Genomic DNA, 12,121 nt, shown 5'->3' with positions numbered 1-12,121 from the left:
CGAACCCCTAGAACGGAGCCGCAGACTCGAACGCGAGCGCCGCGCCCGTCACCGGGTGGGTGAACTGCAGGCTGCGCGCATGCAGATGCACGCGCTGCGCCGGTGCGGCGCCATACAGCACGTCACCGACGATGGGATGGCCAAGACTGGCCATGTGCAGACGCAGCTGATGGCTGCGGCCAGTGATCGGTTTCAACGCCACGCGGGTGCGCTGCGCTTCAACATCACGCGCCATGACGCGCCAGCGCGTCAGCGCCGGCTTGCCGCGTTCGTGATCGACCATCTGCTTCGGTCGGTTCGGCCAGTCCACGATCAACGGCAGGTCCACTTCGCCGGCATCACCCTCGAGTAGCCCCTGCACCACCGCTTCATACCGCTTGCCAACCTGGCGCTGCTCGAACTGCATCGACAACGCCGCCTGCATGTCCTTGCCACGCGCATGCAGCAGCAGCCCGGAGGTCACCTGGTCCAGCCGATGCACGGTCAACGCGTCCGGGTACAGCGCCTGCAGGCGCGCGACCATGCAGTCCTGGTTCTCGGCGCTGCGGCCTGGCACGGACAGCAGGCCGGCCGGCTTCTCGGCCACCAGCAGCGCGTCGTCGATGTAATGCAGGTGGATCATGCGGTTCCGTATCCGTCCAAACAGAAACGGGGAAGCCGAAGCCTCCCCGTTTTCTGCGTACCGGCCGGAGCCGGTACCGCCTGCATCAGCCCAGCAGGTGGGCGACGCCGGCGCGCTCTTCTTCCAGCTCGGCCAGGGTCTTGTCGATGTACTTCTGGCTGAAGTCGTCGATCGGCAGATCCTTGACCAGGGTGTACTTGCCGTTCTCGGTGGTCACCGCGAAGCCGAAGATCACGCCTTCCGGAATGCCGTAGGAACCATCGGACGGTACGCCCATGGTGACCCACTTGCCGTTGCTGCCCAGCACCCAGTCACGCACGTGGTCGATCGCTGCATTGGCGGCCGAAGCGGCCGAGGACGAGCCACGGGCCTCGATGATCGCCGCGCCGCGCTTGCCGACGGTCGGGATGAAGGTGTTGGCGTTCCACTCCTGGTCGTTGATCGCATCGGCGATCGACGCGCCATCGGCGGTGGCGAAACGGTAGTCCGGGTACATGGTCGGGCTGTGGTTGCCCCACACGACCAGCTTCTCCATGCCACCAACCGGCTTGCCGAGCTTGGTCGACAGCTGGCTAAGGGCACGGTTGTGGTCCAGGCGCAGCATGGCGGTGAAGTTTTCCGGCTTCAGATCCGGAGCCGACTTCATTGCGATGTAGGCATTGGTGTTGGCCGGGTTGCCGACCACCAGCACCTTCACGTCACGGCTGGCGACCTTGTTCAGCGCTGCGCCCTGGGCGGTGAAGATCTTGGCGTTTTCCAGCAGCAGGTCCTTGCGCTCCATGCCCGGGCCACGCGGACGCGCGCCGACCAGCAGGGCGATGTCGGCGTCCTTGAACGCCACTTCAGCATCATCGGTGCCGACCATGCCGGCCAGCAACGGGAAGGCGCAGTCTTCCAGTTCCATCATCACGCCCTTCAGGGCGGCCTGGGCCTTGTCGACCGGCAGTTCCAGCAGCTGCAGGATGACCGGCTGGTCCTTGCCCAGCATTTCGCCGGAGGCGATGCGGAACAGCAGGGCATAACCGATCTGGCCGGCGGCGCCGGTCACGGCAACACGAACGGGTGCTTTCATGGGGGTTTCCTCTTGCTTGCAAGCGTTTGATGGGACGCCGCAGGCATGGCCACGCAGGCCGGGCGGGCGGCGGGGAACAGGGAAACGGCCACCCGTGGGTGGCCGTTTCGAAGGGGAATCAGGCGGCGAGGTGCTTGTTCCACTCGGCGACGCGGTCGGCCTGGGCGGCCAGCACGGCGTCGACGTCGCCTTCCAGGGTGATCGAATGGATCACGTCGCCCTGCTTGACCGAATCGACGATGGCCTGGCCTTCCAGGACCTTGCCGAAGACGGTGTGGCGGCCGTCCAGCCAGTCGGTCTTGATGTGGGTGATGAAGAACTGGCTGCCGTTGGTGTTCGGGCCGGCGTTGGCCATCGACAGCGAGCCGACCTCGTGCTTCACGCCATTCTTCTCGTCTTCGAACTTGTAGCCCGGGCCGCCGGTGCCACGACCCTGCGGGCAGCCGCCCTGGATCATGAAGTCGGCAATCACGCGGTGGAAGATCAGGCCGTCATAGAAGCCGTGCTTGACCAGGTTCACGAAGTTGGCCACGGTCAGCGGCGCCTTGTCGGCGAACAGCTCGACCTTGATCGGGCCCTGGGTGGTGTCGAAAGTGGCGATGAGGGACATGAAGATCCTTGATGCAGAGGGGAACGCGTCTAGCCACCTAGTTTACACCTGCCTCGTGGCGGCGGCGGCTTCGACCATCGGTGGAGACGCCGGCTTCAGCCACCGGACGGGCAGCGCCGCCTGTCCCTCCTGGCGGCCTGGGCCGGAGCGCTGGACAGCCACCTGAATGGCGCCCCGGACCGGCGTGAAATCCATCTTTTCGCGAATCGTCAAGTTCGACGTATAATGTTGGACTTCTTTTTCCAAATCCGGCGCCGACTGGCCCCCTTTCGTATGTCCATCGAAAATCTTCGCAACATCGCCATCGTCGCTCACGTCGACCATGGCAAGACCACCCTGGTCGACCAGCTGCTGAAGCAGTCCGGCACCCTGTCCGAGCGCACCGTCCTCGCCGAGCGCGTGATGGACAGCAACGATCAGGAAAAGGAACGCGGCATCACCATCCTGGCCAAGAACACCGCCATCACCTGGGAAGACAAGAAGACCGGCATCAAGAACCGGATCAACATCGTCGACACCCCCGGCCACGCCGACTTCGGCGGTGAGGTCGAGCGCGTGCTGTCGATGGTCGACACCGTGCTGATCCTGGTCGATGCGATGGACGGCCCGATGCCGCAGACCCGCTTCGTGACCCAGAAGGCCTTCGCGATGGGCTTCAAGCCGATCGTCGTGGTCAACAAGATCGACCGTCCGGGCGCGCGTCCGGAATGGGTGATCGACCAGGTCTTCGACCTGTTCGACAAGCTCGGCGCCACCAATGAGCAGCTGGACTTCCCGATCGTCTACGCCTCGGCCCTGAACGGCTACGCCGGCCTGGAAGACACCGTGCGCGACGGCGACATGACCCCGCTGTACGAAGCGATCATGCAGCACGCCCCGCGTCCGGAAGTGGACCCGGAAGGCCCGTTCCAGATGCGCATCAGCCAGCTGGACTACAACAACTTCGTGGGCGTGATCGGCATCGGCCGCATCCAGCGCGGCACCCTGAAGAAGAACATGCAGGTTGCGGTCATCGACCGTGAAGGCAAGAAGCGCAACGGCAAGGTTGCCCAGGTGCTGGGCTTCCTGGGCCTGGAGCGCATCGAGCAGGACACCGCCGAAGCCGGTGACATCGTGGCCATCTCCGGCATTCCGGAGCTGACCATCTCCGACACCCTGTGCCACCCGGATACCCCGGAGGCGCTGCCGGCGCTGACCGTCGACGAGCCGACCATCTCGATGACCTTCCAGGTCAACAACTCGCCGTTCGCCGGCAACAAGGACCTGTCCGGTGGCAAGTTCCTGACCAGCCGCCAGATCAAGGACCGCCTGGACCGCGAGCAGGTCCACAACGTGGCCCTGAAGGTCGAACAGCTGGAAGATGCCGACAAGTTCCTGGTCTCCGGCCGTGGCGAACTGCACCTGTCGGTGCTGATCGAGAACATGCGTCGCGAAGGCTACGAGCTGGCCGTGTCGCGCCCGGAAGTGATCATCAAGGAAATCGACGGCCAGATGATGGAGCCGATCGAGCAGCTGGTGGTGGACATCGAAGAAATCCACCAGGGCGGCGTGATGGAAAAGCTCGGCACCCGCAAGGGCCAGCTGAAGAACATGGAACCGGATGGCAAGGGCCGTGTGCGCCTGGAGTACCAGATCCCGGCCCGTGGCCTGATCGGTTTCCAGAACGAGTTCAAGACCCTCACCCAGGGTTCGGGCCTGCTGTTCCACGTGTTCGACCACTACGGTCCGAAGGAACAGGGCGCGATCGCCAAGCGCATCAACGGCGTGATGATCGCCAATGCGCCGGGCACCACGCCGGCCTACTCGCTGGGCCCTCTGCAGGAGCGCGGCAAGCTGTTCGCTGCTGAAGGCGACAACGTGTATGAAGGTCAGCTGGTCGGCATCCACTCCAAGGACAACGACCTGACCGTCAACGCGATCAAGACCAAGCCGCTGACCAACATGCGCGCTTCGGGCAAGGACGATGCGATCCAGCTGACCCCGGCGATCAAGTACTCGCTGGAACAGGCCCTGGACTTCATCGAAGACGACGAGCTGGTCGAGATCACCCCGAAGGAGATCCGTCTGCGCAAGAAGTTCCTGACCGAAAGCGACCGCAAGAAGGCTTCGCGCGGCGGCTGAGCCAGCACCCCGTGAACCAGAGCGGCTACAACCCGGATCCACACCGGCATCCGGGTCTCCATGTCATCGCCCTGCTCGAAGCGAGCAAGGCGATGCTGGCACTGTTGGCCGCCACCGGGCTGGAAGTGCTCGGACCGCAGCCGCTGCGGCACGGCATCATGGTCCTGATCCGGCGTTTCAGCCTGGACCCGGACCATGGCACCCTGCCCTCGCTGCTGCACATGATCAGCCCCGACGCGGTCCACCTGGCCGCGGCGGGGATGATCGGCTACGGCCTGCTGCACCTGGTCGAAGCCTGGGGCCTTTGGCGGGCCAAGGCCTGGGCCTCCTGGCTGGGCTGCCTGACCGCCTCGCTGTACCTGCCCTTCGATATCTTCGCGATCATCCGCCACCCCGGCTGGCCGTCGTGGACGATCCTGGCGATCAACCTGATCGTTGTCTACGTCCTCGCCCGCGACCTGCGCAAGCGCCACCGCTGAGCACCGGCTACACTGGGGATTGGAGCCGACCAAGCCGCCCCATGCGCCCGTCCTTGCCGCCTCTGCTGACCTGCCTGCTCGCCGCGCTGCCTGCGCTGCTTTCGGCTGGCTGCAGTCCGGCCACGCCCAGCGCGCATGCGGCCGAACCTGCGAGCCGCAACGTGCCGTTCCCGTACGCCGAAACCGATGTCACCGACCTGCAGGCGCGGATGACCGCCGGTGAACTGGACAGCACCACCCTGACCCAGGCCTACCTGCAGCGCATCGCTGCCCTGGACCGCACCGGGCCGCGCCTGCGCGCGGTGATCGAGCTCAACCCCGATGCCCTGAAGGAAGCCGCCGCGCGCGACCGCGAGCGCCGTGATGGTCGCCTGCGTGGCCCGCTGCATGGCATCCCGCTGCTGTTGAAGGACAACATCAACGCCGCGCCGATGGCCACCAGTGCCGGCTCGCTGGCGCTGCAGGGATTCCGTCCGGACGATGCATACCTGGTACGGCGGCTGCGCGAAGCCGGTGCGGTGGTGCTGGGCAAGACCAATCTGAGCGAATGGGCCAATTTCCGCGGCAATGATTCGATCTCCGGTTGGAGCGCGCGTGGCGGCCAGACCCGCAATCCCTATCGGCTGAGCCATTCGCCCTGTGGCTCCAGCAGCGGCAGCGCGGTGGCCGTGGCCGCCAACCTGGCCAGCGTGGCGATCGGCACCGAGACCGACGGCAGCATCGTCTGCCCGGCGGCGATCAACGGTGTGGTCGGCCTGAAACCGACGGTCGGCCTGGTCAGCCGCGACGGCATCATCCCGATCTCCTTCAGCCAGGACACCGCTGGACCGGTGGCGCGCAGTGTCGCCGACGCCGCCGCTGTACTGACCGCGATCGCGGGCCGCGACGATGCCGACCCCGCCACCGCGACCATGCCCGGCCGTGCGGTCTACGACTACACCGCGCGCCTGGACCCGCAGGGCCTGCGCGGCAAGCGCATCGGCCTGCTGCAGACACCGCTGCTGAAGTACCGTGGCATGCCGCCACTGATCGAACAGGCGGCGACCGAGCTGCGTCGCGCCGGCGCCGTGGTGGTGCCGGTGGAGCTGCCCAACCAGGGCGCCTGGGCCGAGGCCGAGCGCACGCTGCTGCTGTACGAGTTCAAGGCCGGGCTGGAGCGCTACTTCAGCACCCACCGCGCGCCACTGCGCACCCTGGCCGAGCTGATCGCCTTCAACCAGGCGCACAGCAAGCAGGAACTGGGCCTGTTCGGCCAGGAGCTGCTGGTGGAAGCCGATGCCACCGCCGGCCTGGCCGACCCCGCCTACATCCGCGCACGCAGCGATGCGCGCCGCCTGGCCGGCCCGGAAGGCATCGACGTCGCCCTCGCCACCCACCAGCTTGACGCTCTGGTGGCGCCAACCACCGGCGTGGCATGGCCGATCCGCAGCGAAGGCGACGACTTCCCCGGCGAGAGCTACAGCGCCGCCGCCGTGGCCGGTTATCCCAGCCTGACCGTGCCGATGGGCCAGATCGATGGCCTGCCGGTCGGCCTGCTGTTCATGGGCACCGCCTGGAGCGAACCGAAGCTGATCGAAATGGCCTACGCCTACGAACAGCGCACGCGCGCACGGCGCCCGCCGCACTTCGATACCGATGCACTGATCGACGCCGGCGAGCCGTGATCGTGTTTCTGTAGAGCCAAGCCCACGCTCGGCTTCAACGGAAAATCGAAAGCAGCCGAGCATGGCTCGGCTCTACAGCGGCTGGTCGGGCTCCGCTGGCACGATCGCCGCCTCACCATCTTCAGCACCCGGCGAACGCACATCCGCAGTGCGCGCCCTCGGGCCACGCGGCATATCCAGCTCGTCTTCGTGTTGCAGCCGCGCACGCACCTGCGGCAACGACTGCGGATGCTCACGTGCGAGGAAATCGAGCATGCGTTCGCGCACCAGGCAACGCAGGTCGAAGGCATCACCGGAGCTGCGCGCGCTGACCAGCAGGCGCACCTGGATCGCACGCTCGCTGGTCTCGGTCACCTGGGTCACGCAGACCCGGCCATCCCACAGCGCTTCGCCCCGGCAGATGCGCTCCAGCTCGGCGCGGATCGCCGCAATGGGCGCGCGGTAGTCCAGCCAGAAGAATGCGGTACCGAGCAGGTCGGCGCTGCGCCGCGTCCAGTTCTGGAACGGGTTCTCGATGAACCAGGTCAGCGGCACCACCATCCGCCGCTCATCCCAGATCCGCACCACCACGTAGCTGCTGCCGATCTCCTCGATGCGTCCCCACTCGCCCTCGACGATCACCACGTCGTCCAGGCGGATCGGCTGCGTCAGTGCGATCTGCAGGCCGGCGATGAGGTTGCCGAACACCGGCTTGGCGGCGATGCCCGCCACCAGTCCGATCAGGCCCGCCGACGCCAGCAGCGCCGTGCCGATCTTCTGCACCATCGGGAAGGTCAGCAGCACCAGCGATGCGCCCAGCACGATGATGCCGCCCATCAGCACGCGACTGAGTACCCGCGTCTGGGTCTGGATGCGGCGTGCCTCCAGGTTGTCGGAGACATCGATGGGATGGCTGCGCAGGATCGCGCGCTCGCCCGCCGCCACCGCGCGTACCAGCAGCCAGACGAAGCAGGCCATCAATGCAATGTGTAGTCCGTGCTGCAGATGGCCCAGCAACGGATCCTGCAGTGGCGTCGCCTGCAAGGCGGGAATCAAGAGCAGCAGCGGCCACGCGGTGGCCATCGGCAGCCCGAGCACGCGCCCGATGCGCGCACGCCGGCGATCACGCCCTTTCAGCCGGTGATAGATCCACAGGATCAGCCACGCGCCGATGCCGCCCACCACCACGGCCAATCCCAACGGCCATGCGTAGGCCTGTGCGCTCTGCCAGTGCACCGTTGCCACCTCCAGTCGAACAACCAGGTGGACAGCCTCGCGCATGGCGCATGAGCGTCACGTCAGCCGTTCGTAAGCAGGGTGTTGGTCGGCAGGGCTTGCAGCCCTGCACCTGCTGCGTGCTGGAGCAACGGCAACAGCCGAAGCAGAAGCAGAAGCGGGTTTCCTGTGGGATGCCAGGGTGGGTCCGGTTGCGGGAGACGCCGTAAACCCATCCATGGGGGCTTGGCCGCGGCATCCATGCCGCGGACACTCCCGCAACCGGACCCACCCCGCCTTCGACAGATTCCCGCGATCTGCAGTAGATCCACGCCATGCGTGGATGAATCTCCATCGGAATCGAATATTTCGAATTGGAATCCAAAAGCATCCACGCATGGCGTGGATCCACCGTGTCGACCAAGGTCGACACCCACCAACAGCCGCCGGAATCTGTCAGAGGTGGGGCGGTGTGGGCAGGCAGGACCGTTGGCGCCATGGATGGCGCCATCGAGCCCCCATGGATGGGTTCACGGCGTGTCCTGCCTGCCCACACCGCCCCGCCATCCCACGGAATGCCCGCTTCTGCCGTTGCTGTTGCTTCGGCTTCTGGCAGGTGCAGGGCTGCAAGCCCTGCCGAAAAAACCCTTACCGCACTTGCTCCTGCTTGCGCACGATCGCCATCGCGATCTCCAGCGACTGCTCGTAATTCAACCGCGGGTCCACCGTTGAACGATACGCGCGCTCCAGGTCACGCTCGGTCAGTTCGCGCGCGCCACCGGTGCACTCGGTCACGTCTTCGCCGGTCAGCTCCAGATGCACACCGCCCAGGCGCGTGCCTGCGGCCGCATGCAGATCGAACGACATCTCCACTTCGCCACGCACATTGTCGAAGCGCCGCGTCTTGAAGCCATTGGCGGTGCTTTCAGTGTTGCCATGCATCGCATCGCACACCCACAGCACGCGGCGGCCATCACGCTTGACCGCATCCAGCAGCGGCGGCAGCTTCTCGGCGATCTGCGCGGCCCCCATGCGGTGGATGAAGCTCAGTCGACCCGGCTCGTCATGCGGGTTGAGCACATCGATCAGGCGCAGCAGCTGGTCCGGCGTCACCGACGGGCCTACCTTGATCGCAATCGGATTGCGCACGCCACGCAGGTATTCCACGTGCGCGCCGTCAAGCGCGGCGGTGCGCATGCCGATCCACGGGTAATGCGTGCTCAGGTTCAACCAGCCCTGCTGGCGCGGCACCTGTCGGGTCAGCGCCTGCTCGTAGGGCAGCAGCAGCGCTTCGTGCGAGGTGTAGAAATCGATGCGGTTGAGGTTGTGCACGCGGGCCCCGGCCAGGGTCTCCATGAAGTGCACCGCATCGCCGATCGACGCCACCATCTTCTGGTACTCGGCCGCCAGCGGCGAGTGGCTTACCCACTCCAGGTTCCAGTATTCGGGATGGTGCAGGTCGGCGAAACCGCCGTCGATCAGCGCCCGCACGAAGTTCATCGTCATCGCCGAATGTGCGTGGGCCTGCAGCATCCGCTTCGGGTCCGGCAGACGCGCGGCTTCGGTAAACGCCGGGGCATTGATCACGTCACCGCGGTAGCTGGGCAGCGTCACGCCGTCACGGGTCTCGGTGTCGGCCGAACGCGGCTTGGCGTACTGGCCCGCGAAGCGGCCAACGCGGATCACCGGCTGGCGCAGGCCGTGCACCAGCACCAGGCTCATCTGCAGCAGCACCTTCAGGCGGTTGGAGATGGTGCCCGATTCGCAGTCGCTGAAGTTCTCGGCGCAGTCGCCGCCCTGCAGCAGGAAGCGCTTGCCTTCCTGAGCCTCGGCCAACTGCTGCTTCAGCGCCAGGATCTCCCACGAGGTGACCAGCGGCGGCAGCCGCTTCAGTTCGTGCAGGGCGGCGTCCAGCGCCACCGGGTCAGGGTAAGTCGGCATCTGCAACGCGGTCTTGCCGCGCCAGCTCTCCGGCGACCAGGCAGCGCCAGCAGCGGTCGCGGCGGGATCGAGAACGGGCGGAACGGCGGACAGGCTCATTGCAGACTTCCGGGGAGGGGGGCGGTCATGGTCGCAGAGCCAGCCGCTGGCGCAAAGGGCTGGGCGCGCTCTGCACATGACTGAACGCCGGGGAAAGGGCATCGCGATCGGCCAGAAACCGCATGCCCACGGTCGCCCGCACAGGCGCATGATTCGCCACGCACTGTTACGAAGTAACAATCACTCCCACCGGCCCCTTCCACAGCCTATCCGCCATGAAGCCCTCGCCCCTCGCTACCGGCATCACCTTCGCCCTGTCCCTGGCCAGTCTGCCTTCCCTCGCTGTGGCCGCCGATGCCGCCGCTCCCGTGAAGGACCTCGACACGGTCACCGTCAGCGCCCAGCTCGACCAGGCCCGCAATGCGCTGTCGCCGGACATCGGCAGCAGCCAGTACCAGATCACCGACGAAGACATCCAGAAACAGCCGCTGGGTGCCTCCGCGCCGCTCAGCCAGGTGCTGCTGCAGGCGCCCGGCGTGGTCCAGGATTCCTACGGCGGCGTGCACGTGCGCGGCGACCACGCCAACCTGCAGTACCGCATCAACGGTGTGCTGCTGCCGGAGTCGATCTCCGGCTTCGGCCAGACTCTGGATGCGCGCACGATCAAGAGCATCCGGCTGATGGACGGCGCGTTGCCGGCCCAGTTCGGCGAGCGCACCGCCGCGGTGGTCGACATCACCACCCGCAGTGGCGCCGAGCTCGGCAATGGCGGCAGCGTCGGCATTACCACCGGCTCGTTTGGCAAGGTCAATCCGAATGCCTCCTGGTGGGGCTCACAGGGGCGCTGGAGCTGGTTCCTGACTGGCAACTACGACCAGAACGAGGTCGGCCTGGAGAACCCGACCCGCTCACGCAAGCCGCTGCACGACGACACCCATCAGGGCAAGGCGTTCGCCGACCTGACCTACCTGGTCAACGACACCACCCGCCTGAGCGTGTTCGCCGGCTTCGCCAACAACCGCTTCCAGATTCCGGTCAACCCCGGCCAGACGCCGCAGTTCGGCTACCTGGACACCACCACCTTTGATTCCAGCCAGCTGGATGAGACCCAGCGCGAAACCACCCGCTTCGGCATGCTGGTGCTGCAGGGCACACTGGGTGGCACCGCCTACCAGGTCTCGGCCGGGCAACGTTACAGCGATGTCGGCTTCAATCCCGACGTGGTCGGCGATCTGGTGTTCAGTGGCGTCGCCTCGCAGGTCCAGCGCAGCAACCGCGCCAACACCCTGCAGGCCGACTTTTCCACGCCGTTGGGCAACGACCATACGCTGCGCTATGGCCTGTACGGCAACTACGAGAACGCGCGGGCCAGCAACAACAGCTGGGTGTTCCCGGTTGATGACGCCGGCCAGCAGTCCAGCACTACCCCGTTGCTGATCCTGGATCGCAGCGCGTTCCACGCCAGCACGGTGGCGCTGTATGTGCAGGACGAATGGAAGATCGGCGACGACTGGACGGTGAACTATGGTCTGCGCGGTGACCGCTACAAAGCCTTCGGTCGCACCGAGGGTCAGCTGAGCCCGCGTCTGGGCGTGGTCTGGAATGCCAGCGACAGCACCACCGTGCACGCCGGCTATTCACGCTACTTCACGCCACCGGCCAGCGAGCTGATCGCCAGCAGCGACATCGCGCTATACGACGGCACCACCAACCAGCAGCCCAGCGGTGGCAACAACACGCCGCTGGCCGAGCGCAGCGACTACTACGACATCGGCGTCTCGCAGCAGCTGGGCGAGCACCTGACCCTGGGCGTGGATGCGTATGACCGCCGTGTTGCGCGCCTGCAGGATGAAGGCCAGTTCGGCGCCGCCTACATCTACTCGACCTTCAACTATCGCCGTGGCCATATCCGCGGCCTGGAGTTCAGTGCCGACTACAGCAACGGTCCGTTCAGCGCCTACTTCAACGCGGCGTACAACAAGGCCATCGGCACCCAGGTGATCACCAGCCAGTACAACCTCGATCCGGACGCGCTGGCCTATGTGGCCGACCACTGGATCCATCTCGATCACGACCAGAAGCTGACCTCGTCAGGTGGCCTCAGCTACGCCTTCGCCGGGCACAACCGGATCGGTGCCAACTACGTGTTCGGCAGCGGCCTGCGCTCGGACATCGAGGGCGTGCCCAATGGTGGCGAGCTGCCGTCGTACCTGCAGGTGAACCTCAGCGCGGGGCACGACTTCAACGCCGACAGCGGCCATCCGTTGCACGTGCAGCTGGCCGTGATCAACGCACTGGATCGCAGCTACCAGCTGCGCGATGGCGGCGGTGTCGGCGTGTTCGCCCCGCAGTGGGGACCTCGCCGCGGTGCTTACCTGA

General features: G+C 66.2%; 9 protein-coding genes. 4 read left to right on the top strand and 5 right to left on the bottom strand.

Annotated features, from left to right (window positions below):
- Nucleotides 1–7: 7 nt before the first annotated feature.
- From N5J73_RS22700 to N5J73_RS22690, 3 genes are all read right to left on the bottom strand, one after another.
- Nucleotides 8–622: an RluA family pseudouridine synthase gene (locus tag N5J73_RS22700; protein ID WP_049444229.1), complete on the bottom strand. Its 615-nt coding sequence runs from the start codon at nucleotides 620–622 to the stop codon at nucleotides 8–10.
- An 85-nt stretch (nucleotides 623–707) separates the two neighbouring features.
- Nucleotides 708–1,694 (bottom strand): malate dehydrogenase, encoded by a 987-nt coding sequence (locus N5J73_RS22695; protein WP_004153634.1) that lies wholly within the window; start codon nucleotides 1,692–1,694, stop codon nucleotides 708–710.
- A gap of 118 nt (nucleotides 1,695–1,812) precedes the next feature.
- Nucleotides 1,813–2,304 (bottom strand): peptidylprolyl isomerase, encoded by a 492-nt coding sequence (locus tag N5J73_RS22690; protein WP_005408225.1) that lies wholly within the window; start codon nucleotides 2,302–2,304, stop codon nucleotides 1,813–1,815.
- 273 nt (nucleotides 2,305–2,577) lie between these two features.
- Here N5J73_RS22690 and typA point away from each other — a divergent pair, with 273 nt between their 5' ends.
- Genes typA through N5J73_RS22675 form a run of 3 tightly spaced genes read left to right on the top strand, consistent with a single transcriptional unit; the run spans nucleotide 2,578 to nucleotide 6,568 of the window.
- On the top strand, nucleotides 2,578–4,425 hold the full coding sequence (typA, locus tag N5J73_RS22685) for a translational GTPase TypA (RefSeq protein ID WP_049444226.1): 1,848 nt from the start codon (nucleotides 2,578–2,580) through the stop codon (nucleotides 4,423–4,425).
- An 11-nt stretch (nucleotides 4,426–4,436) separates the two neighbouring features.
- The gene (locus N5J73_RS22680) at nucleotides 4,437–4,904 is read left to right on the top strand and encodes a DUF2127 domain-containing protein (protein ID WP_005415426.1); all 468 of its coding nucleotides are present in this window, start codon (nucleotides 4,437–4,439) and stop codon (nucleotides 4,902–4,904) included.
- A gap of 41 nt (nucleotides 4,905–4,945) precedes the next feature.
- Nucleotides 4,946–6,568 (top strand): amidase, encoded by a 1,623-nt coding sequence (locus N5J73_RS22675; RefSeq protein WP_049444224.1) that lies wholly within the window; start codon nucleotides 4,946–4,948, stop codon nucleotides 6,566–6,568.
- A gap of 72 nt (nucleotides 6,569–6,640) precedes the next feature.
- Here N5J73_RS22675 and N5J73_RS22670 read toward each other — a convergent pair whose 3' ends face one another.
- Nucleotides 6,641–7,828: a mechanosensitive ion channel family protein gene (locus N5J73_RS22670; protein WP_219630192.1), complete on the bottom strand. Its 1,188-nt coding sequence runs from the start codon at nucleotides 7,826–7,828 to the stop codon at nucleotides 6,641–6,643.
- A 582-nt stretch (nucleotides 7,829–8,410) separates the two neighbouring features.
- Nucleotides 8,411–9,802 carry a 3-deoxy-7-phosphoheptulonate synthase class II gene (locus N5J73_RS22665; protein WP_032961151.1) on the bottom strand — a complete coding sequence of 464 codons (1,392 nt, stop codon included), beginning with the start codon at nucleotides 9,800–9,802 and terminating at the stop codon, nucleotides 8,411–8,413.
- Nucleotides 9,803–10,017: 215 nt separating this feature from the next.
- On the opposite strand from N5J73_RS22665, the gene N5J73_RS22660 reads away from it, so the two are divergent.
- Nucleotides 10,018–12,121, top strand: a 2,104-nt coding sequence (locus N5J73_RS22660; protein WP_279941355.1) for a TonB-dependent receptor, incomplete at its 3' end; no start/stop codon positions are given.

This window comes from Stenotrophomonas sp. GD03654, assembly GCF_029845105.1.
Taxonomy (GTDB): domain Bacteria; phylum Pseudomonadota; class Gammaproteobacteria; order Xanthomonadales; family Xanthomonadaceae; genus Stenotrophomonas; species Stenotrophomonas africana.
The sequence above is the reverse complement of the archived record's forward strand: the minus strand, read 5'-3'. Positions and strand labels throughout refer to the sequence as shown.